Origin of the sequence: Streptomyces sp. QH1-20, from assembly GCF_041283565.1 — a bacterium.
Taxonomy (GTDB): Bacteria; Actinomycetota; Actinomycetes; order Streptomycetales; family Streptomycetaceae; genus Streptomyces; species Streptomyces syringius.
In genome coordinates this window covers 783,368-805,120 of the sequence record NZ_CP166299.1, presented here as the reverse complement: position 1 = coordinate 805,120, position 21,753 = coordinate 783,368, and the positions used below count along the sequence as shown (strand labels likewise).

General features: G+C 73.4%; 22 protein-coding genes. 11 read left to right on the top strand and 11 right to left on the bottom strand.

Translation table 11 applies throughout. The annotated features are described in order from the left end of the window. Positions 1–35 precede the first annotated feature (35 nt). Positions 36–191, bottom strand: coding sequence for a hypothetical protein (locus AB8O64_RS03785; protein WP_165451648.1), 156 nt, complete (start codon positions 189–191; stop codon positions 36–38). A gap of 314 nt (positions 192–505) precedes the next feature. Here AB8O64_RS03785 and AB8O64_RS03780 point away from each other — a divergent pair, with 314 nt between their 5' ends. Continuing rightward, positions 506–919 (top strand): hypothetical protein, encoded by a 414-nt coding sequence (locus AB8O64_RS03780; RefSeq protein WP_370417842.1) that lies wholly within the window; start codon positions 506–508, stop codon positions 917–919. A gap of 27 nt (positions 920–946) precedes the next feature. On the opposite strand, the gene AB8O64_RS03775 is transcribed toward AB8O64_RS03780, so the two are convergent. Beyond that, a complete protein-coding gene (locus tag AB8O64_RS03775) occupies positions 947–1,846 on the bottom strand; it encodes a LysR family transcriptional regulator (protein ID WP_370417841.1) in 900 nt (299 codons plus the stop codon). Positions 1,847–1,915: 69 nt separating this feature from the next. Next, positions 1,916–2,191 (bottom strand): helix-turn-helix transcriptional regulator, encoded by a 276-nt coding sequence (locus tag AB8O64_RS03770; RefSeq protein ID WP_356456466.1) that lies wholly within the window; start codon positions 2,189–2,191, stop codon positions 1,916–1,918. Positions 2,192–2,278: 87 nt separating this feature from the next. Here AB8O64_RS03770 and map point away from each other — a divergent pair, with 87 nt between their 5' ends. From map to AB8O64_RS03755, 3 genes are all read left to right on the top strand, one after another. After that, positions 2,279–3,046 (top strand): type I methionyl aminopeptidase, encoded by a 768-nt coding sequence (map, locus tag AB8O64_RS03765; protein WP_370417840.1) that lies wholly within the window; start codon positions 2,279–2,281, stop codon positions 3,044–3,046. Positions 3,047–3,198: 152 nt separating this feature from the next. Continuing rightward, positions 3,199–3,717: a hypothetical protein gene (locus tag AB8O64_RS03760; RefSeq protein WP_356456470.1), complete on the top strand. Its 519-nt coding sequence runs from the start codon at positions 3,199–3,201 to the stop codon at positions 3,715–3,717. A gap of 185 nt (positions 3,718–3,902) precedes the next feature. Next, positions 3,903–4,163 (top strand): SH3 domain-containing protein, encoded by a 261-nt coding sequence (locus tag AB8O64_RS03755; protein ID WP_365375467.1) that lies wholly within the window; start codon positions 3,903–3,905, stop codon positions 4,161–4,163. 49 nt (positions 4,164–4,212) lie between these two features. Here the strand turns inward: AB8O64_RS03755 and AB8O64_RS03750 are convergent, their stop codons facing one another. From AB8O64_RS03750 to AB8O64_RS03740, 3 genes are all read right to left on the bottom strand, one after another. Further along, positions 4,213–4,383, bottom strand: coding sequence for a hypothetical protein (locus AB8O64_RS03750; RefSeq protein ID WP_356456474.1), 171 nt, complete (start codon positions 4,381–4,383; stop codon positions 4,213–4,215). Positions 4,384–4,535: 152 nt separating this feature from the next. Next, positions 4,536–6,107: an alpha/beta hydrolase gene (locus AB8O64_RS03745; protein ID WP_370417839.1), complete on the bottom strand. Its 1,572-nt coding sequence runs from the start codon at positions 6,105–6,107 to the stop codon at positions 4,536–4,538. Further along, positions 6,104–7,285, bottom strand: coding sequence for a serine hydrolase domain-containing protein (locus AB8O64_RS03740; RefSeq protein ID WP_370417838.1), 1,182 nt, complete (start codon positions 7,283–7,285; stop codon positions 6,104–6,106). The genes AB8O64_RS03745 and AB8O64_RS03740 overlap by 4 nt, the downstream gene beginning before the upstream one ends. Before the next feature lie 244 nt (positions 7,286–7,529). Between AB8O64_RS03740 and AB8O64_RS03735 the strand changes: the two genes are divergently transcribed. From AB8O64_RS03735 to AB8O64_RS03715, 5 genes are all read left to right on the top strand, one after another. Beyond that, entirely contained in the window at positions 7,530–8,099 is a 570-nt protein-coding gene (locus AB8O64_RS03735; protein WP_370417837.1) for a DinB family protein, read from the top strand. 151 nt (positions 8,100–8,250) lie between these two features. Further along, entirely contained in the window at positions 8,251–8,649 is a 399-nt protein-coding gene (locus tag AB8O64_RS03730; protein WP_370417836.1) for a hypothetical protein, read from the top strand. Between the two features lie 66 nt (positions 8,650–8,715). Continuing rightward, positions 8,716–9,966, top strand: coding sequence for a glycosyltransferase (locus AB8O64_RS03725; RefSeq protein WP_370417835.1), 1,251 nt, complete (start codon positions 8,716–8,718; stop codon positions 9,964–9,966). 51 nt (positions 9,967–10,017) lie between these two features. Beyond that, the gene (locus AB8O64_RS03720; RefSeq protein ID WP_370417834.1) at positions 10,018–10,515 is read left to right on the top strand and encodes a hypothetical protein; all 498 of its coding nucleotides are present in this window, start codon (positions 10,018–10,020) and stop codon (positions 10,513–10,515) included. Positions 10,516–10,831: 316 nt separating this feature from the next. After that, complete coding sequence (locus AB8O64_RS03715) at positions 10,832–11,362, top strand: DM13 domain-containing protein (RefSeq protein WP_370417833.1); 531 nt, start codon at positions 10,832–10,834, stop codon at positions 11,360–11,362. 19 nt (positions 11,363–11,381) lie between these two features. Here the strand turns inward: AB8O64_RS03715 and AB8O64_RS03710 are convergent, their stop codons facing one another. From AB8O64_RS03710 to AB8O64_RS03690, 5 genes are all read right to left on the bottom strand, one after another. After that, positions 11,382–12,197: a BTAD domain-containing putative transcriptional regulator gene (locus AB8O64_RS03710; RefSeq protein WP_370417832.1), complete on the bottom strand. Its 816-nt coding sequence runs from the start codon at positions 12,195–12,197 to the stop codon at positions 11,382–11,384. Positions 12,198–12,527: 330 nt separating this feature from the next. Beyond that, a complete protein-coding gene (locus tag AB8O64_RS03705) occupies positions 12,528–12,821 on the bottom strand; it encodes a hypothetical protein (RefSeq protein WP_370417831.1) in 294 nt (97 codons plus the stop codon). A 33-nt stretch (positions 12,822–12,854) separates the two neighbouring features. Then, on the bottom strand, positions 12,855–13,109 hold the full coding sequence (locus AB8O64_RS03700; protein WP_365375451.1) for a hypothetical protein: 255 nt from the start codon (positions 13,107–13,109) through the stop codon (positions 12,855–12,857). 99 nt (positions 13,110–13,208) lie between these two features. Beyond that, a complete protein-coding gene (locus AB8O64_RS03695) occupies positions 13,209–14,882 on the bottom strand; it encodes a S8 family peptidase (RefSeq protein ID WP_370417830.1) in 1,674 nt (557 codons plus the stop codon). Positions 14,883–15,053: 171 nt separating this feature from the next. Continuing rightward, the gene (locus AB8O64_RS03690) at positions 15,054–15,335 is read right to left on the bottom strand and encodes a hypothetical protein (protein ID WP_370417829.1); all 282 of its coding nucleotides are present in this window, start codon (positions 15,333–15,335) and stop codon (positions 15,054–15,056) included. A gap of 346 nt (positions 15,336–15,681) precedes the next feature. On the opposite strand from AB8O64_RS03690, the gene AB8O64_RS03685 reads away from it, so the two are divergent. Both AB8O64_RS03685 and AB8O64_RS03680 read left to right on the top strand, forming a co-directional pair. Further along, positions 15,682–18,657: a BTAD domain-containing putative transcriptional regulator gene (locus tag AB8O64_RS03685; RefSeq protein ID WP_370417828.1), complete on the top strand. Its 2,976-nt coding sequence runs from the start codon at positions 15,682–15,684 to the stop codon at positions 18,655–18,657. Positions 18,658–18,779: 122 nt separating this feature from the next. Continuing rightward, positions 18,780–21,737 carry a BTAD domain-containing putative transcriptional regulator gene (locus tag AB8O64_RS03680; RefSeq protein WP_370417827.1) on the top strand — a complete coding sequence of 986 codons (2,958 nt, stop codon included), beginning with the start codon at positions 18,780–18,782 and terminating at the stop codon, positions 21,735–21,737. The last annotated feature ends 16 nt before the right edge of the window (positions 21,738–21,753 follow it).

Genomic DNA, 21,753 nt, shown 5'->3' with positions numbered 1-21,753 from the left:
ATGCGGAGCACGCCGCCGCGCCGTGCCCCGAGTGATCAGGACCAGATCCGGCCGAGCATCTTGGTGTAGCTGGCGTCGCCCATGCTGACCACGTCGGCCTCGGGGTTCTCGATCTCCTCGAAGCCGAGCAGCTCTTCCTGGCCGATGCCGTCGTCTACTTTGTTATCGGGGGAGTTGAGTGACTCGTTCATATTTCCTACCTCCAGCGCTCGACGTGTCGGACAACAACGGACCGACCGGCCCCGTGGGGCCGTTGTGCCGGTCCGGGCTTCGAGGCCGCCGCCGCGGAGACCGCGAGCGGCGCGACGTGCAGGAGCAGGGCGGGGGCGGCGGGTGCGGGTGGTGCGGAAGACGAGATGGGCCGGCCCGGGCCGAATGGACAGGCCGGGTCGGTCGGGTGATGACGAAGGCGATGAAGATGACGTCATGGGCCCCCTACCACAGAGCACCCTAGGTCTGTACCTGAAAGCTGGTCAATACACGTGCACAAGGAGGGATTTGGCCCATGATGGACGGCATGGCGGCAGAGCGGGACGACGACGACACGATCCGGCCGTGGGGGCCGGAAACCTCCGGATCTCCTGGCGAGCAGGTGGCGGCCCAGGAGCGCGCCTTCTGGGAGGCGCGCCGGCGCTTCGAGGACCTCGCCGACGAGGACGGCGAGGACGGTGAGGGGGAGAGCGAGGGGGCCCGGCGCGAGCGGCGGCGCTTGAGCAAGCAGGCCCGGCGGCTGCACCTGAATGTGCGCAGTCACCGCTACGCCCGCGCGCTGGACGACGGCCCGGTGCCCGGCGATCTGCGGCTGCCACCGCTGCCGGGCCGCGATGACGATGTCGAAGCCGATGTCGAGGGTGACTTCGACGGGGACTTGGAGGGGGAGGCGGAGGACCGGGAGCCGGGGCAGGGGTCCGGACGCTGACGCCGTCCCCTCCGTCCCCCGGGCCTCTCAGTGGTCGGTGGCGGGCTCCGCCAGGTGGGCCCGGGCGTGGCGGACGACGGCGCGGGCGGCCGGGCCGACCGGACCCTCGGTCCGCCAGGCCAGCGCGAGAACCCCGCGCAGCGCCGGGCGGAAACCGACCGTGTGCAGCTGGGCCGCGTGGGCCCGGGCGACGGACTCGGGCACGACGGCCACGCCCAGACCGCGCGCGGCGAGCTGGGCGAGCATGTTGGGGTCACCGGCCTCGAAGGCGACGTGCGGCCGGAATCCCGCCGCGGCGCAGGCGTTCTCCACGGAGGCGCGCAGGCCTGTGCCGCGCGGCAGGCTCATGATCGGCCGGTCGGCGAGGCCGCCGAGTGCCATGGTGGTCCGGGCCGCCAGCGGGTCGTCATGGCTCACGGCCACGACGAGTGCCTCGTCCACGACGATCTGGACGCCGACCCCGGGCGGCGGCTCGCCCGCCAGTCCGACGACCGCCAGGTCGATCCGCCCGCCCGCCACCGCTTCCAGCAGCCGGTCGGAGGTGTCCGCGGTCAGGCCGATCTCCACGGCCGGATGGTCGTGATGGAAACCGGCCAGCAGTGCGGGCAGATCGATGGACGGTCCGAGCGAGGTGACCGTACCGAGGGTGACCTGCCCGCGCAGCAGCCCGGTGAGTTCCTCGACGGCCTGCCGGGCGCCGCTGACCGCGCCGAGCGCGGCCCGCGCGTACGGCAGGACCGCCTCACCGGCCTCGGTGGGCCGCACGGTCCGCCCCGACCGGTCCAACAGGTCCTGGCCGAGCTCCCGTTCGAGCTTGCGGATCTGGGCGCTGATGCCGGGCTGGGCGACGTGCAGTGCGGCGGCGGCCTTCGTGAAGCTCGCTTCCTCCACGACCCTGACGAAGTACTCCAGCTGGCGAAGCTCCATAACCGCCGATGCTAGCAATCGGGAAGTCGGGCGCTTCGCCTTATGGAGGCCGGGGGCCGGGGAGCACGGTCAGGCGGACATCGGCTCGTGTCCGTCGTCCGCGACTTCCCCGCAGACGTCGGCCAGTTCGTCCAGGGACAGGCCCAAGGTGCCCGCCAGGGCCGCCACGGTGAAGAAGGCGGGAGTCGGCGCCCGGCCGGTCTCGATCTTGCGCAAGGTCTCGGCGGACAGACCGGCGGCCGCCGCCACCGCGACCATGCTGCGCTCGCCGCGGGCCCGGCGCAGCAGCGCGCCCAGCCGCTCGCCGCGCTGCCGCTCCCAGGGGGTCAGAGGGGTTCTCACCATGACCGTGATACTAATACCGGTATAAGAATTGGTTGACGGCGGGGCCGGGCATGCCCGGCCCCGCCGGACGAGGTGGGGAGTCGGAACATGGTGGAGATCAAGACGGATGCGGCACTGGAGGCCATGCGTGAGGCGGGACGCGTCGTGGCCCACGCGCTCGCCGCGGCTCAGGGCGCGGCGGCCGTGGGGGTGAGCCTGCGGGAGCTGGACGAGGCCGCCCGCACCGTGCTCGACGAGGCCGGGGCACGCTCCCCCTTCCTCGGCTACCACCCGTCCTTCGCGCCCACCCCGTTTCCCGCGGTGATCTGCGCCTCCGTCAACGACGCCGTCGTCCACGGCATCCCCGACGACTACCGGCTGCGCGACGGCGACCTCGTCAGCATCGACTGCGGCGCGGAACTCGACGGCTGGACGGGCGACGCGGCCGTCAGCTTCACCGTCGGCACCCCCGCCCCTGCCGACGTGGCCCTGATCGACGCCACGCGGCGAGCCCTCGAAGCCGGCATAAAGGCAGCCGTCGTCGGCAACCGCATCGGTGACATCTCCCATGCCATCAGCACCGTCGCCCGCGCGGCCCGCTGCGGCATGCCCTCCGACTTCGGCGGCCACGGCATCGGGCGCCGGATGCACGAGGACCCCTCCGTCCCCAACCACGGCCGCCCGCGCCGCGGTTATCCGCTCCGCCACGGCCTCGTCCTGGCCATCGAGCCGATGCTCATGGCGGGCGGCCGCAACGACTACCGCACGGCCCCCGACGGCTGGACGCTCCGCACGACCGACGGCACGCGGGCCGCGCACATCGAGCACACGGTCGCCATCACCGAGGACGGCCCCCGGATCCTCACCCTGCCGTGATCACCGGGCAGCGCTGCCGCTGACCTCGGTGCTTCCCCCGGGGCGGGTCGCATCGACCGAGTGGTGTGAAGGCCTCGGGCAGGTGGCGTGTAAGGTCCGCTCATTCACTGAAAAGCCCTGGTGAGGGGCTTGCTCGGAAAGAGGCGGAGGACATGGGCGAGGCAGTGCCGGCAGGCAGCTCCTGGAAGCTGAGCGCGAAGGAGGGCGGCGCCCTGGCGGCACGCTGGTGGCAGTGGGCCCTCTCGGCGCCGGACGACCACGATCCGGTGCGGGACAAGACCGGGGAGTTCGCCGACTGGCAGCAGCCCGACGATCTCTGGTTCCTCGCCGGTACCTATGGCGGCCGGGTGGAGCGGCGCTGCTCGATACCGGCGAACCGGCCGGTCTTCTTCCCCGTCTTCAACACCCAGCACCCCGTCCCGTGGCACTCGAGAAAGCCCATGCTGATGGGGGTGGCCGAGGCGACGGCCCACCTCAACGGCACCGCGTTGCCGCTCGAGGAGTTCACGTCCCGCCCGTTCCGGGCCGAGGGACGCCGCCGGGTCGCCTGGGGCCTGTGGGCGGGCCTCGCTCCCCTGGTGCCGGGCCAGTACGTGCTGGAGATCAACGCGAGCACCACCGGTGGTTTCTGGGTGGACACCACGTACCACCTGACGGTCGAGGACCGCTGAGCGCGCTGCGTCCGGCTGGAGCCTGCCGGGCGCTCCCCTCCGGCGCGGTGCCGCTAACGGCCTAGCCGTTCGGGCCTGCGCCGCAAGCCTCCGGCTCTTCCGTGACCGGGCGATTTAGTCTGCGATCACCTCGCCCGCACCCTTGGGCGAGGTTTTCGCGGCACGGCTATCACCTGGAGGAAGAAATGGCGCCGCAGCAGCCTTTCGGCACCGTCGTCAGCTCCATCGGGATCAACCTGCGCAGATATCCCAGCACCGATTCCGCCATCCTCGGAACACTCAACAAGGACGCCCAGGTCGGCCTGCGGAGCAAGGTCCACGCCCAGGACATCGACGGCAACAGCATCTGGTACCTGCTGAGGGACCAGGCGGTCTGGGTCGCGGCGCGGCACGTCGCCAACACCGGACAGGTCCCCCTCTCCAAGGACGCGGACGGCGCGGGCTGAGGGGAAGCGCCCCGCGCCGTCGTCGACGGGTCGTGCGCGATCCGCAGGATCAGTTGTGGCCGAACTTCCGCGGCTGCTTGTGCGCGACCTGTTCCGGAGTCGGACGTCCCGTCTCCTGGGCCGCCGATGTCTTTTCCTGCTTCTTGGTGTCCGTGGTGGCGCCGTGGTCGTGGCCGCCCGTGCGGGCGCCGCGGTTCTGACGCGTCTGCTTCTTGCCCACGATCGTGCCTCCTGCAGCGGATCTCGGATGATGAGCTGCTCCCAGGCTCGCACGCACGTACGAAGCGTGCATGTCGGGCGCCCGGGTGTGAGCGCGCAGTCAAGGAGCGGACGCTGAGCGTGATGCCGCCTCGGGCCGGTCGGGCGCGGTGGTCAGTGGGTCTGCTTGACGCACGTCCCGTCGGCCGCCGGGAGTTCGCCCGTGGCCAGGTAGGCGTTGACCTTCTCGTCCACGCAGGTGCTGCCGTAGTAGCCGTAGACCCCGTGCTGGTTGGCGCCCTCCAGGGTGATCAGCCTGGAGCTGGGCAGCAGGCCGCGCAGGGCCACGGCGCCCGTGTGGGGGGTGCGGGGGTCGCCGGTGGCGGACACGATCAGTGCCGGGGCGTCCTGCCGCACCTGTGTGGGCTCCTCGCGCGGACGGTCCCAGAAGGCACACGGGCCGATGTTGTTGGTCAGCGGGCCGAACAGCGGGTGCGCGGCACGGCTGCGCTCGATGTCGCGCCAGTAGCGCTCGGGGTCGCGCGGTGCGGCGACGTCCCCGCACAGGATGGCTGTCTGCACACTGCCGGTGGGTGAATTCGCGCCGGTCACCACCGCTTTCAGATACTCCTTGAACTCCGGTGAGAGCCGGGTCGGCATGCCCTTCGCGGCCCTGGCCATCACGGACAGGTGCTCACCGACCGCCGCCCGCGCGGAATCCGTGTCCTCCGAGATCCCACCGAAGATCAGGGTCGGCACCTGGGTGTCGTCGACCCGGAAGACATCGGGGGCGGTGCCGAGGGCCAGTCCGCGCGCGGACGCCTCGACGACACGGTCGACGGTGGCGAGCACCTGGGCGCGGGTGCGGCCGAGGCCGTAGGTGGCGTGTCTCTTCGCCGCCCAGACCGCCCAGTCGGCGAGCGCCCGCTCGTTCTCCCGCTCGACGCCCCGCATCAGCCGGGGGTTGTAGCGGCGCGGGTCGGGCGCCCCGTCGAGAACCACCCGGTCGTGGCGGCCGGGGAACATCTGGGTGTAGACGGTGCCCAGATAGGAACCGTACGAGTAACCCAGGTAGGAGAGCTTCCGCTCACCGAGCGCGCCCCGGATGACGTCCATGTCGCGGGCCGTGTTGCGCGTGCTGACGTGCGGCAGCACAGAGGCGTTCGTGGCACGGCACCTCGCGGCCAGGCCCTGGTGGAGGGCGACCTGCCGGTCGAAGCCGGCCCGGCCGAGGCCGGCCGAGAAGACGGAGTGGCCCACGGGCCAGTGACAGTCGAGTGGGGTGCTGCGGCCGACGAAGCGCGGGTCCATGCCGATGATGTCGTAGCGTGCGCCGACGTCCTTCATCGCTTTGCGGAGGGCCGGCGGCTCGCCGAGGGCGGTCCCGCCGGGGCCACCGAAGTTGATCAGCAGCGGACCCACGCGACGGCGTGTGTCGGTGGCTTTGAGCCGGGACATCGCGACGGTGATCGTACGGCCCCGGGGATCGGCGTAATCGAGCGGCACGGTCACCTCCGCGCACTGTGCCCCGGCCTTCTCCAGATCGCGGCCCGTGGTGTCGTCGGGCCCCTGGACGCAGCTGCCCCAGTCGAGACGCTGCCGGTAGTAGCGGTCGAGACCGGCCCCGGGCGTCGGCTCGGCGGAAGCGAAAGCCGTGGGGGTCGTGGGGTTCGCGGTGAGACAGGCGACGAGGGCGAGTCCCACGGCCGAGGCGCGGCGGGCGGCGACGGAGCCGATGACGGTCACGGAGCCTCCTTGACGTGGTCGGTGCGCTCGGTGCGGTCGGCGCAGAAGGCGGTGCTCACGACGGCACGGAAGTCCTCTTCGGCCTGTGCGGTGCCGGGCACCTCGTTGAGGGCGAGGGAAATGCTCCGGCCGCCGGGGCCGACCGCGCCCAGCGCTTGGTGCCCGCCGGGCGTCGTCCCGCCGTGCCCCCACCACCAGCCGCCGCACTCCAAGGGAGAGCCGACCAGGGCCAGCCCGTACCGGGCACCGGGCCAGAGCCGTTCCGGGTCGGCGGGGACGGTGCGCTTCATCTCGGCGAGCCACCGCGCCGGCAGCAGCTTGCCGCCGAACAGCGCGCCGAAGAACCGGTTGACGTCGGAGGGCGTGGAGACCAGCGCGCCACCCGCGCCACCAAGGGTGACGTTCCACTCGGTGCCGTCGACCCGGGCCGGACGTGTGCCGTCCGGTGCGTCGGCGCCCCTGAAGTAACTGCGTGAGTGCGGGCCCCGGATGCGGATGTCGTCGCCCGGCCAGTAGGTGTCACGCAGGCCGAGCGGCTTGATGATCCGACGGGTCACCTCCGCCTCGACGCCACGCCCGGTGACCTTCTCGACGATGAGCCCGGCGATCAGGGTGTGGGTCGTGGAGTAGTGCCACTTCTTGTCCGGGCGCGGCAGCTTGAGCGCCGTCGCGATCAGTTCGCGGGGCTCGAAGTGCCGGTAGCGCCACTCGTTCACGGGCCGGTTGGTGAAAGCCTTCATGTGGTCGGCGATTCCGCTGGTGTGCTGGAGCAGTTGCCGCACGGTGATCGTGCGACCGTCATGGCCGTTGCCCCGGATCAGCCCCGGCAGATAGCGCTCGACCGGCGCGTCCAACCCGATCCGGCCCTCCGCGGCGAGCTGCACGACGACCGTGGCTACGAATGTCTTGCTGACGCTGGCGATCCGCAGCCGGTCCGTGGCGTTCATCGGCCGCCCGGTGCCCAGATCGGCCACGCCCCGGGCGGCCCCCCACGTCCCGCAGCGACCGTCGACCACTTCGACGGCCGCGCCCGCCAAGCCGTGGCGCTGTGTGAGGACGCCCAGGGACTCGACGACCGCGCCGCGCGCGGTGTCGCATCCGGCGGACGAGGTGCGCGGGCCGCGCGGGCCCGCCGCGTCGGCGGAGGGGGCGGTGAGTGTCAGGACGACCGATGCCACGGCGAACGCCGCCGCGCCACGCCCGCGCCTGCCTAAGGAGGCTCTTCTTTCGCTGTGCCGTAGGGATGTCATGCGTCCAGACGCTAGTGACGCGCCCGTCCGTGAACCCTCCGGCTGTCCCCCGTATCCCTGCGGGGGCCTGCTCCACCAACGGTTCTTGTGTGCGGGTGGGGCCAACTGCCCAGTGGCCGACGGATCATGGGCGTTTTTCGCTGGTAGCGAGCTGGTGCCGGGGCGGACAAAGATGGAACGCATGAGTGACCAACCCGCGCGATGGAGCCAGGCGACCGTCCACCCCGACATGTGGGCCGATCCGGACGACGACCCCCGCAACAGCGAAGGTCCCAGTCCGGACGGTGAGCTCGCCACGCTGCAGGACTTCCTGACGAACTACCGCTTCACCCTGCGGATGAAGTGCGAGGGCCTGGACGCGGAGCAACTGGCCCGTCGGTCGGTTCCGCCGTCGACGATGTCGCTGCTCGGCCTGATGCGGCACCTCGCCGAGGTGGAACGGGACTGGCGCAACTGGATCAGTGACGGTGACCCGCTGCCGAAGCTGTACGGCGAGCGCGACGCGGACTTCGACGCGGCTGTCGCCGAGCAGGCCGTGGTCGACGCCGCGTATGCCGATCTGGAGCGCGAGCAGGCCGCGACCGACGCCGCGCTGGCCGAGCACCCGGACCTGAGCGAGCGGGTGGGGAAGGACGGGATCGCGGTGCGGGAGCTGATGGTGCACAGGATCGACGAGTACGCCCGTCATTGCGGGCACGCCGACCTGTTGCGCGAGCGCATTGACGGAAGGGTGGGCCAGTGATGGGCGGGTGCCTGATGCTCTGGACTCGTTGTGTGGAGAAGGGCCACTGCTGAGATCGGGTGACGGCGGTGCGTGGCCGTCGGTCGGCCGGGGCGCTCGTCTCCTAGCGTGACGGGCCCTCTGGCGCGATCAGCGGCAGATCCTTGAGCGAGTGCGGCGGACCGACACCCTGGTGGTGCGCCTGACACTGGCCGGCCTCGGCGCGGTGGCGCTGCTGCCGTTCCCCACCGCCTTGCTGTCCGAGTGCGGTGGTGCGGAGCCGGAGGCCGTGGCCGTCTACGCCGCCACCATCGCCCTGATCAGCCTGCTGCACCTGGCGCTGTTCCTCACCCTCTGGCGGCGCCCGCGCCTCCAGGCCCGGCCGGTCCCTGACCACATCGGCTGGACCACCGCCATCGAGCTCGGCGCGGTCGTGGTGATCTGCGCGGCGTCCGCGGTGCTGGCCTTCGCCGTCTCCCCCCGGGCAGGACTGGTGACCTGGCTTCCGTCGATCCCCCTCAAAACACGTCGTCCGCTGGGGCAGCCGGGCCTAGGCCGCGAGTGTCGATGACGAGCCCCGAACAGCTGTACTGCCAATCCGCTGACGCCAGTTGCCGGGTGCGACATACTGCCGCGCATGAGAGTGGCTCTGTTGACCGCTGGTTCGCGTGGTGACGTGGCTCCCTACACCGGGCTGGGGCACGCCCTGGAACGGGCCGGGCACCGGGTCACCCTGGTCACCCACGCCCCCTTCGCGCCCCTCGCCGAGGAGGCGGGCATCGGGTTCCATCCGCTGCCGGTGGACCCGCGGGCGGAGATGGACAGTGCGCGGGGGCGCGCGCTGCGGCGCAGTGCCAACGATGTGGAGCAGCGGGTCCGGGCCTTCGCGCTCGCCCGGCAGGGCGCGGGGCAGATGGCGGACGGCCTGCTGGCGGGCGCGGAGAAGGCCGATGTCCTGCTCGTGTCGAGCTCGCTGCAGCTGCTCGGGCACACCCTCGCCGAGGGGTTGGGACTGCCCGCCATGGGCGTCTACCTCCAACCCCTGCACCCCACCCGCGAGTTCGCCCCGAGCGTCATGAGCTGCCGCTCCTTGGGTCCGGTCGGCAACCGCATCGCCGCACGGGCCGCGAACGTCGCCATTGACGCCGTCTACTCCGGCACCGCCCGCACCCTGCGGGACCGCCTCGGCCTGCCGCCCAGCAGCACCCGCGCCGCCCGCCGCACCCGCGAACGGCAGCGCTGGCCCGTCCGGCACGGCTTCAGCCCCCTCGTCGTCCCCCGCCCCCGCGACTGGCGCCCGGAACTGACCGTCGACGGCTACTGGTGGCAGCACGACCCACCTGGCGCCGCACTGCCCCCGCACGTCCAGGACTTTATGGCCGCCGGTCCGCCGCCCGTCTTCGTCGGGCTGGGCAGCATCCCCGTACCCGATCCGGCACGGCTGGGCGTGACCGTGGTGCGGGCCCTGCGCGCGGCCGGGCTGCGCGGGGTGATCCAGCGCGGCTGGAGCGGGCTGGAAGCCGACGGCGACGACATGCTCACCGTCGGCGAACTCCCGCACGCCGCGCTCTTCCCGCACACCGCCGCCGTGGTGCACCACGCCGGAGCGGGCACCACGGCGGCAGCCCTGCGCGCGGGCGTGCCCGCCGTGCCGCTCCCCCTCCAGCTCGACACCGGATTCTGGGCAGCCCGCCTCACCGCCCTGGGCGTCGCACCCCGGCCCGTACCGCTGCGCCGCATCACCACGGACGCCCTGACCGCCGCACTGCTGCGCGTCACCACCGATCCCTCCTACCGGGAACGGGCCCGTGCCCTGGGCACCCGCATCCGCGCGGAGGACGGGACGGCCCCGGTCGTCACCGCCGTGAACCGGTTGGCCGGGGCCTGAACTGCCGCCTGGGTTGAACCGTGGCCATACCGATGGGGCCATACTTTCCAGATGCCTATAGCCGCAGAGACCTTAGCGCCCGTCCCTCGTCCGAAGCGCCGCAAGGCGCTGTGGCTCGTCGCCTTGGCCGCGACTGCAGCCGTGGGTGGCCTGACGTACGCCTTCACCGGGGGCGAGGACACCGTTCACGAAGGTTTTCAAGAACGCCCGATGGCCTGCACGGAGGCCATGTACGCCATGGGCTGGGTGCTTCCCGACCACGCGGGCGACCAACGGTGCACCGAGCTCAGCGGCGGCCTCGCGGGCCACACCCAGTCGGGTACCTTCCGCATGCCGCGCGCCGATGCCCGCCCCTGGCTCGCTTCGCTCTCCGGAGAGCGGGATCAGCCGGGCGGGGTGGAGTCCGACAGCGTGGTGGAACGGAAGGAAGGGCTCACCCTTGACATCCTCAGACCGCCGGGCAGCCTTCAGGCAGACAAGGTGAAGGTGGACGTCCGCTGGGAAGGCGAGGACACCGCAGTCGTCACCTTCGAGACGTTCAACCACTGAGGCTTGTCCGACGCCGACAATTCTGCTCACCCAACGTGTCGCATGCCTTGGTCCCCGGCCGAGCATCAAGGGGAACCGGGTGGGTGGGCACCTACGTTCACCTCAGCCAGAGCTGCGCCAGGTAGATCTCCACCCCGTGCGGAATTCCGCTTGGCCGCGGCCACGCGCGGAGGAACCGGCCTGCGCCGGCGCGCTGGAGCCGAGGTCACCACCCCTCGCGATGCCGCCGTAAGACTTTCGTCATCGAAATCCAGGAGGTCCACGCCCCCGCAGGCCGTTGAATGGATGAAGGCACAGCGGGTGTGAGGAGACGGACATGGGACGCATACGGCGCGTCATGAGCAAGCGGGTCGTGATCGGGGTGCTGGTCGCCGGGTTGGTGGCGGTCGGGGCGGGGGTTTTCTGGTTTCAGCCGTGGAAGCTGTGGGTCGACGAGACCGTCCGGGAGGCGCTGCCCGCCGTCGCGGACGCACCGGCCGCCGGGGCGGCGACCGCGCGGACCCTCGCCTCCGGGGAGCTGATCAGCCACGAGCACGCGACCAGCGGCAGCGTGCGGATCCTGCGCCTGGCCGACGGGACCCGCGTGCTGCGACTGGAGAACCTCGACACCAGCAACGGACCCGATCTGCGGGTCCTGGTCGCCGACGCGCCGGTGAAGAAGGGCACGGCCGGGTGGCGGGTCTTCGACGACGGGGCGCACGTGAGCCTCGGCAAGCTCAAGGGCAACAAGGGTGACCAGAACTATGTCCTGCCCGCCGGGCTCGACCTCGACCGGTACACCAGCGTGAGCATCTGGTGCGACCGTTTCGACGTCTCCTTCGGCGCCGCTGCCCTCAGCCGCGCCTGAACCCTGTGCGCCGGGGCGCTCAGTGCGGATGGCTCAGCCCCCGCCGTCGTACCCCCGGTGGGCGGCCCGCGAGCAGATCGCTGGTCGCCCGGGTGGGGCGTACGCCCAGCTCGCGGTCGAGGACGTGCACACATGTCTCGTACGCACGCCAGGCCTCGCCGAGGTTGCCCTCGGCGAGGTGGACGCGCACCAGCACCCGGTGCGCGCTCTCACGCAGCATGTCGGCGCGCAGCACGGTCAGCGCGACCTCGATGGCGAGGCCGTAGGAGCCCGTCTCGCACAGCCGCTCGGCCACGGTCTCCATGACGTGCAGGCGCATCTGGCGCAGCCGCTCGCGGGCGTCGGCGAGCCATTCGTCCTCCCAGTCCGGCAGCAGATCCCCGGCGTCCTCGCCCGGGGACCACGCCGTCGCATCCACCTCGCCGCCGTGCAGCACCCGCAGCGAACGGTCGACCACGTCGCGGACGTCCACCTCGGCGCGCGTGTGCAAGGCGATCTCACCGACGGCGGTGACCACCAGCTCCGGGGCCGCCTGGTTGACCCGCCAGATACCGGTCCGCAGCCGGGCCAGGGCGCGGTGCTCCTCGGTCTCCGGCCAGAGCGTCCCGGCCAGTCGGCTGCGGCTCATCCGACCGCTCAGCGCGAGGGCCGCCACCAACCGTTGCGCCCCGCCCGGCAGTTCCACATCACGGCCGTCGAGGGTGAGCCGGAATCCGCCGAGGAGGGCGACCGTGACCCGGCCCGGCGTCCGCTGCGCCGGCCGGTGCGCGGGCGCGTGCCGCTCCCCGGCGGTCAGCTGGCGTGGGACGTCGGAATTCCCCCGTGTATCGGTCATGGCTCCCCCCACCGGGCGCCCGCGGCACGTGCCGCGCGGCGGCCGCGTCCTGGCGCTGCCTGACTGGGGGGCGGTCGGCGTGACGAACCCGGTCTGTGCCCGTCGGTCCCGGTCCCCACGACGAGGATGCCCGAGTTTGGGGGCACATGCCAAGGGACAGTCGGTGACGTGAGAGGCCCGGGAACATGCGCCTTACGGCTGGTCGGCCGACAGGTGACGGTGAGCCGGGCGCGCGGGACCCGTGCCCGGGGCGGACGGCGGGGGTGCGGGGCAGTCGTCCGTTCCGCCACCGCCCCGCACCCCTTTTTCCTTTCCGTTCCTGTCCCCGGGTCAGCCGGAGACAGGTGCGGCACCCGCGTCCTGGCTGCCCGCCTCCTGGCCGGGGCCCGCGGGGGCGTCCGGCCGGGGCACCCGACCGGCGTCGGCGAGCCGGACGAGGTCGGTCAGCCAGCCGGGGGCCGCGCCCCCGTCGGTGCCCTGACCGGCGGCGCCCGCGGCCGGCTCCCCGGCCGTCGCGCCGGGTGCGGCCCCGGCATCGGTGGCCTCCGGGCCGGTGGCCGGGGTGGTGACCGCCGCGGTGCCCGGGGGCCCGCCGTCGTCCGCGACCGTGATGTGCACCTTCATGGAACGGCTCCCTGGGTGAGACGAGGCTGAGGACTAGTTGAGGACCGCGTAGCGGCCTTCGAAGTTGATCTGCGCGCCACTGATGTTCTTCACCGTCAGCCAGTAGGTCACCGCCGTGGCGGACGCCCGCTCCACCGTGGTCTCCCACTCGATCTGCGGGGCCCCGGACTGGGGCGACGTCGGCATGAAGTACCAGATCACATGCCACTCCTGGGGCCAGCTGTGGGTGAACCAGCGTCCGGTCTGCCCGGGGCCCAGCGTTCCGGTGAACTGCGTTCCTACTCGCATCGTTGCTTCCTCTCCCGATCCCGTATCTCCCGATCCCGCATCCCTTGATGCCGACGTTCCCGGCCTGACGTGTCCGGTCCGGCACTCACCGGCCGGCCGTCACCAGCCGAGGACCGCGAACCGGGCCTCGAAGTCGACCGGGTCGGCCACGAGGTTGGTCACGTCGATCCAGTACGTCGCATACGCGTCACTGGCCCGCTCGACCCGGACCCGCCAGCGGACCTGGGGCGCACCGGGGCGGACGCTGGTCGGCTGGACCGTCCACACCACGTGCCAGTGGGCGGGCCAGTTGTAGGTGAACCAACGGCCGGTCCGGTTGCCCGCCAGGGTGCCCCGGAACTGGACGCCGACCCAGGTGGCCGTCTGCAACGCGGCCGGGATCAGCTGCCGCAGGTCGGGACGGTTGCCGATGCGCTGGGTGGCCGGACGGCCGGGCGCGTCCTGCTGCGGCGAGCCGGTTGCGCGCAGCAGCTCCCTGGCGCGCGCCGGGGACAGCGGGATCCGGCCGTGGGCCCGCAGGACCCCCTGGGTGGAGGCCAGCGCGCCGACGACGATCGGCGAGGCACTGGAGGTGCCGCTGAACCGGTCGGTGTACCACAGGTCCTGGTTGGTGCCGCCCTGCAGATCGCCGTACCCGGTGGTGGTCACCTCCCGCCCCCAGCCCTGGGCGTCCACACACGCACCGTGGTTGGAGAAGTCCAGCCGCGACCGGTCGGGACCGTGGTTGGCGCCGTGGGTGCCCGGTGGTGGTGCCCCGGCGCCGACGATCACGGCGCCGGCGTCCAGCGCGGTGCGCCGGAAGGGGTTGCGCCACCAGGCGGGGAAGCCGGGCTGCGGGGTGTCGTAGACGGCGGCGTCGAGGTTCTCCGCGCCGTTGCCCGCGGCCTCGACCACGACGATGCCCTTGTTGACGGCGTAGCGGATGGCCAGGAAGTCGTCCGGCCACCACTCGACGGCGATGAAGCCCTGCTGGCCGGAGCCGGTCGCGTTGGGACCGGGCCGGTGGATCTCCAGCAGGATGATGTCGCCCGGGCCGAGCCGGTCGGCCGCGTTGCGGATCGCGGTGGAGGTCGCGATGGAGAACGCGGAGGCGCTGGTCACCGCGTCGGGCGAAATGCCGGTGACACCGATTGTGTTGACGTCCCCGCCGATCTCGCCGAGGACGGCCGTGCCGTGGTTGACGAACGCGGTGTCGGTGCTGCCCGTGCCGGAGACGATGCCGCCCTGGTTGTTCAGCAGGTCCTCGTGGGTGAAGCGCCAGCCCCACTCGCAGTCGATGACCCGGACCCCCGCGCCCCGGCCGCCCGGCCGCGTCCAGGCGTAGCGGGCGTCGATCCCGCCCGGTGCGGCGTCGAGATAGCCCTGGCGGGCGGTGAAGTCCGGGGTGACGGGCGGGGCGTCCGCCGCGGCGGGAACCATGTCGTTGAGGGGCGGGACCGCTTCGCTTCCGGTGCCCGCTCCGCCGGCCGTACCCGATTTCTTCGACGCCTTGGCCGTGCTCTCCCGGGTCGCGAGCTGCGCCCCGGGTTTGACGTAGGCGGCTTCGACGGCGTCCGAGGAGCGCAGCCGCTCGGCCAGTTCCTCCAGCCGGTCGGCCGGGGCGGACACCTGGTAGAAACGCGCCATCCTGTCGATGACCTCGCGCGCGTCGTCGTCGAGGGGCGGTGCGTCCGCCGCCCGTTCCGCCTGGGCGAGCAGCCTGTCCTGGTCCGCGCCGAACAGCGGACTGATGACGACGTCCGCTTCGGCGGCCACGGCGTGCAGAGCGCTCACCGAGACATCCGAGTCGGCGCTCGCGCCGGTAGGAGTGATCCGTACACCCGCACCGGCGCGCGTCACGCACACCAGCTCGGCGCGCCCGGAAGGCGATTGGGGCGGAGGGGCCGTGCCGCCCCCGCCGTTTCCCGCACCTGTTCGCTGTGCCACAGCACTCTCCTTCGCCCGTTACGGAAGGTCTGCCGGTGGTTTCACATAGGCGGCCTCGACGTCCGGGCGGGCGCGCAGGGCCGCCGCGACGGCCTCGGCGTCCGCGCCGGCGGGGACGCCGACCCTGAGCCACCGTGCCGAGTCCGGGTCGCCGCCGCCCGGGTGGAGCGGCTCGGCGGTGACGCCGAACCGCCCTGCCAGCCAGCCGTGCAGGTCCGCCGGCCGCGCGGCCCCGACGGGCCCCGCGAGCTCGGTGGGCGACTGCGTACGAAGCTGGACGACGATTTCCGCCTCGGCCATGGGCAACCCTCCGCGTGCCCCTGGTTCCGTGCCTGCTGCTCGGCCACTGGGCCCGGCCGAGGTTAGTGAGGACCTCGTCACCCGCCCGTCACGGCGGCGTCACCGTGGCGGCCGAGCGCTGCCGGAGAGGACGGCGGGCCCTGTCCGCATGCCGGACCCTGGCTGAAAACGCCCCTCTGAACCCCCGTGACCTGCGCTTTCCCATGTCGTCCAGCGCTCGTCGAACAGCACGGAGTTACGATTCGCCCCTGAGCGCGTGCCGGGGGGAACCGCGTGCAGAGCACTGAACGGGGAAACGGGTGCTCGGTCGGGAACGGCCCGCGTCCGGCGGTTTTGGGGGACAGGCATGGTCAACGACGGTGGCGGGCTGACATTCGCCGTACTCGGCCGACTGCGGGCCTGGCGCGACGGCGAGGCCCTGGAGCTCGGCTCCCCGCAACAGCGGACACTCCTCGCGGAATTGCTGCTGCGCCAGGGGCACGCCGCCTCGGCCGCCGAGCTCGTGGACGCGATCTGGGGCGAGGACCCGCCGCCCCGCGCCGTCGGAGCGCTGCGGACGTACGTCTCCCGGCTGCGCAAGCTGCTGGAGCCGGAGCGGGGACCGGGCGTGGCCCCGCGGCTCCTGGTGTCCGTGTCCGACGGCTACGCCCTGCGGATACCCCGGCAGGCGCTGGACGTGGCCCGGTTCGAGGACCAGGTGGCCGCCGCCGCCCGCGCGCGGGCCTGCGGACGGCTCACGGAGGCCCGCGACCTGCTGAGGTCGGCGCTCGCGCTGTGGACCGACGAGCCGTTGCTCGGTCTGACCGGCGCCCAGGTGCGTTCCCGCCGCGACCGGCTCGCCGACCGCAGACTGATGGCGCTCGAGACCCGCCTCGAACTCGATCTGGAGCTGGGCGCCTCCGAGGCCGTCCTGCGGGAGCTGGCCGAGCTGACCGCCCGGCACCCGCTGCGCGAGCGGCTGTGCGCGCTGCGCCTGATCGCCCTGCACCGCGCCGGCCGCAGCGCCGAGGCGCTCGCCGTGTACGAGGAGACGCGCACGGCCCTGTCGGAGGAGCTCGGCCTCGAACCCGGCCGTGAGCTCGTCGGGATCCAGCGGCGGATCCTGGCCGCAGCACCGGACGGGCCGGCCCCCGACACCGGCCCGGTCACCCCGGAGGAGCGGGCCGTCCCCGCCCAACTCCCCGGCGACCTGGCGGATTTCACCGGCCGCGGGGAGACCGTCGCCGAGCTGTGCCGCGCCCTCGTCCCCGAGCGTCCGCAGGCGGTCGTCACGGTCGCGGTCTCCGGCATCGGCGGGGTGGGCAAGAGCGCCCTGGCCGTGCACGCCGCCCACCGGGTCCGTGAGGACTTCCCGCACGGGCAGTTCTACGCCGATCTCCAGGGCACCGGGCAACACCCGGCGGACCCGGCCACCGTCCTCGGCTCCTTCCTCCGGGCGCTCGGCGTGGACGACGCGGCCGTACCCGACGGACTGGCCGAGCGGGCCGCGTGCTTCCGCACCCAGCTGGCCGACCGCCGGGTGCTGATCCTGCTGGACAACGCCCGGGACGCCGACCAGGTCCGGCCCTTCCTGCCCGGGACCCCCTCGTGCGCCGTGCTGATCACGAGCCGCGCCAAGCTGGGCGACCTGCCGTCCGCACGCCTGCTGCACCTCGACGTCATGACCGCGCGGGAGGCGGTCACCCTCCTGGGGCGGGTCGTGGGTACGGACCGGACCGAGGCGGAGCCGGAACCGGCCGCCCAACTGGTCTCCGCCTGCGGCTTCCTGCCGCTGGCCGTACGGATCGTGGCCGCCCGGCTCGCCACCCGCCCCACGTGGACCCTCGCCACCCTCAACGACCGGCTCGCCGACCGGCAACACCGGCTGGCCGAGCTGCGCGTCGCGGACCTGGCGGTCGAGGCCGCCTTCGCCCTCGGCTACCACCAGCTCGACGAGCGTGCCCGGCGGACCTTCCGGCTGCTGTCCCTCCCCGACGGCACGGACATCTCGGCGGCCGCCGCCGCGGCGGTCCTCGGCCTCGTGGAGCGGGAAGCCGAACCGCTGTGCGAGGCGCTCGTGGACGCCAGCCTGCTGGAGTCCCCGGCGCCCGGCCGCTACCGCTTCCACGACCTGCTGCGCCTCTTCGCCCGTGTGCGCGCCGAAGCCGAGGAGTCGCCGCGGCAGCGGGCCGACGCGCTGCGCCGCCTCATGGAGTTCTACGTCGCCACGGCGCGCGCCTCCCATCTGCTCACCAGCCCCGGGTCGGGCCGCCGCGACGTCGCCTCCCCGGCCCCCGGCCTCACCTTCGACAGCGCCGACGCCGCCCGCGACTGGCTCTTCGCCGAGGCGTCCTGCCTGTTCGCGGCGGTGGGCCAGACGGTCGCGGACGCGTCCCCCGCCGTCGGCCCCGCCGCCGACCTGCTGCTCATGATGGACGGCCTGTTCGAGTACGGGGCACACGGGCACGAGTTCGAGCAGGCCGCCCGGGCGGTGATCGCCGGGGCGCTGCGGGCGGCCGACCGGCGCAGCGCCGGCCGCGCCTATCTCGTCCTCGGCTCGGTGTACTACCACGCCGACCGGCTCGTCGAGCTCGTTCCCGTCTGCCGGGAGGCGCTGGCGCTGAGCCGTGCCGCCGACGACCCGCTGACCACCGCCGACTGTCTGGTGCAACTGTCCCGGTGCGACCACCACATGCGCCGTCACGATGCGGCGCGCGAGCGGCTGTCCGAGGCCCTGGCCGTCTTCCGCGCGAACGGTGACCGGTTCGGCGAGGCGAACGCCTTCGGCGCGCTCGCCCGGGTGTATCTCGCTCTCGGCCACCGGGAGCCGGCCCTCATGGTGGCCGAGGAGGGTCTCGCCCTGCACCGCGCCCTCGGCAGCACCCACCTGGTGGGCCACGCGCTGTACCAACTGGGCATCGTCCTGTCCGGCACCGGCCGGACCGAGGAATCGGCGGCCCGGCTCACCGAGGCGCTGACCCTCTTCGGCGCGCACCGCAACCGGCTGTGGGAAGGGCTCACTCTCTTCCGCATGGCCGAGAACGACCTGGCCGCCGGGGCCCCGGAGCGGGCCGTCCGCCATGCGGAGCGGGCCGTCGCCACGCTGGAGGAGGTCCGGGACGCATGGGGCCTGGCCAAGGCGTTCGCCGTCCTCGGCCAGGCGCTCGATCTGCTGCACCACCCCGACCGGGCGCGGGCGAGCCGGCTCGCCGCCTACGAGATCTTCCTGCGCCTGGGCGTCCCGGAGGCCGACGACCTGCGCGTACTCCTGGCCCGTGACAGCGCCCGCGAGAGCGCCGGTGACAGCGCCCGCGAGGAAGCGGCCGCGCGGCCCGTCGACTAGCGACAGCGCCCACGGCCGAGCGCCCCCCCACGGGACTCCCGGCTTCCCCCATCGAACTCCCCGGCTCGCTCCCCATCGGACTTCCGGCCTTCCCCGGGCTGTCCCGAACCACGGAGAACACCATGACCGCGCCCCCCACCCCGGATCCCGCCCCGGGCGGCCCGCCCGCACTCCGCTTCGCCGTGCTCGGCCCGCTCCGGGCCTGGCACGGCGAGCACGATGTGCCCCTGAGCGCACCCCGCACCCAGGCCGTGCTCGCCGCACTCGTGCTGCGCGCGGGCAGACCCGCGTCCGCGCGGGAACTCATCGGCGCCGTCTGGGGAGACGACGCGCCACCCCGCGCGGCGGGCGCGCTGCGCACCCACATCTCCGGGCTGCGGCGCCTGCTCGAACCCGGACGCGGCCCCCGCGGCCGGGCCCGGGTCCTCGTCTCGGCCGACGGCGGCTACGCCCTCCGCCCGGAGCCCGGGGCACTCGACCTCGCCGTCTTCGAACAGCGCGCCGCGGACGCCGGGCGGGCCCGCGCCGCCGGACGCCTGGAAGAAGCACGCGAACTGCTCGACTCGGCGCTCGCCCTGTGGGCCGGGGCGCCCCTGGCGGGTGTCCCCGGCCCGTACGCGCACGCCGAGCGCGGCCGGCTCACCGAGCGGCGGCTGACCGTGCTGGAAGAGCGCTGGGAAGTGGAGACCGAACTCGGCGGGCACACCGCGGCGATCGCCGCGCTCGGCGTGCTCGCGGCCGAACACCCCTGGCGGGAGCGGATCCAGGAACTGCTGATGACCGCGCTGTACCGGGCCGGCCGCCAAGCCGACGCGCTCGAGGTCTACGCCCGCGCCCGCCGCTGTCTGGCCGACCAGCTCGGGGTGGAGCCGGGCCCCGGCCTGGCCCGTCTGCAACGACGCGTCCTGGCCGCCGAACCGGGCCCCGCGGACCCCGCCGGCTTGCTGCGGCTCGCCGCCACCTCCCCGCTTCCCGCCCAACTTCCCTACGACACCGATGACTTCACCGGGCGCGAGGAAGGCGTCGCCCGCCTGTGCGCGGCCCTCGACAGCGGCCGGATCGTGGCGCTGAGCGCCATCAGCGGCATGGGCGGCGTCGGCAAGACGACCCTCGCCGTCCACGTCGCCCACCGGACGCGGGACCGATTCCCCGACGGCCAGCTGTACGCCGACCTGCGCGGCACCGACCCCCGGCCCGCCGAACCCATGCACGTACTCGACCGGTTCCTGCGCGCCCTGGGCGTCCCCGCCGGCCATGTCCCGGCGCTGCCCGACGAGCGGGCCGCCCTCTACCGCTCCCGGCTCGCCGGCCGCAGGGTGCTCGTCGTGCTGGACAACGCCCGCGACCTGGCCCAGATACGCGACCTGCTGCCCGGCTCGCCGGGCACCGCCGTGCTGCTGACCAGCCGTTCACGCCTCGCGGGGCTCACCGGCGCCACCCTTGTGGACCTCCGTCCGATGGTGCCCCGGGAGGCGCTGGCGCTCCTCGCCCGCATCGTGGGGGAGGAGCGGGTGCACGCCGAGCCGCAGGCCGCGGCGGAGGTCGTCGAGTCCTGCGGCGGGCTGCCGCTCGCGCTGCGCATCGTGGCGGCCCGGCTGGTGGCCGGCCCGGACCGCACCCTCGCGCAAACCGCCGCGCTGCTGGCCGACGAGCGGCGCAGGCTCCGCGTGCTACGGGTCGAGGACGCGGCGGTGGAGACCACGTTCCGGCTGGGCGCGGGCCTGCTCGACGGTGAACAGTCCCGTGCCTTCCGGCTGCTGGCCCTGCCGGACGTACCCGAGATGACGCTGCCCGAAGCGGTGGCGGTCCTGGACCGGCCGTGGCGGGTCGCCGAGGAGCTGTGCGAGGCTCTGGTCGACCTGAACCTGCTGGAGTCCCTCTCGCCCGGCCGCTACCGCTACCACGACCTGCTGCGGCTGTTCGCCCGCCAGGCCGCCGCCGAGGAGACACCGGAGAGCGAGCGGACGGCGGCGCTCACCCGGCTGCTCCACTTCCTCCTGTCCACCGCCCGCAACGCCCACCGCACGACGATGCCGGACGATGTGTTCCCCGGTTTCTCCGGCGACCTGGCCCCGCCCCCCTCCGCCGGACTCGCCTTCGCCACCCAGCAGGAGGCCACGGGCTGGCTGGTGGACACCCAGGCGTCCCTCCTCGGTGTGATCGAACAGGGCGCGCGCGACGGGCGGGTGCCACTGGCCGTCTGCGCCGATCTGCTGGTGGCCGTGGACCCGCTCGGCCGGGTGGGCGCCCGGCCCTACGGCCTGGAGCGCGCCGCCCGGGCCGTGTGCGAGGCCGCCGAACGGGCGGGTGACACCAGGGCGGAAGCCCGCGCCCGGTACATGCTGGGCGGCGCGGTGAGCCAGCGCTTCGAACTCGGCCCGGCCGTCCCCGAATTCGAGCGGGTGATCGAGCTGTGCCGGGCCGCGGGGGACCGGGCGCTGCTGGGCCCCGCGCTGATCGCGCTCGGCGGCTGCGCGCTCGCCCGCCGCCACTTCACCGCCGCGCACGACATGCTCACCGAGGCGCTCGCGCTGAGCCGGGCCGTGCACAGCCGTGGCAGCGAGGCCTACGCCCTGGGCTTCCTCGCCCTCGCACAGCTGGCCACGGGGGAGCCGGAGGAGGCGGTGACCACCGCCCGGGAAGCGGTCGCCCTCACCCGGGCGACGGGCGACCGGGCCGGGGAGGCGAACGCGCTGCACAACCTCTCGCAGGTCTGCCTGTGGACCGGCCGCACCGAGGAGTCCCTCGACTGCCTCCACGAGAGTCTGCGGCTGTGGCGGGAGACGGGCTCCCTGTACCGCGAGTCCCTGCTGCTCGGGGCGCTCGCCCAGGCGTACAACTTCGCGGGCCGGCCGGCCGAGGCCGCCGAGTACGCCGAGACGGCCCGTGACATCGCCGAGCGGCACGGCGACGGCTATTTCCTCGGTCGCGCACTCGCCCAGCTCGGCCACGCCCACGCGGCACAGGGGCGGACCGGCGAGGCGACGGTCTGCTTCCGGAAGGCGCATGGCATCTTCCACGGCCTCGGCCTGCCCGACGCCGACGACCTGGCCCCGCGCCTGACCACCGGGGCGGGGTGAGAAGGGCCGCGCCCGG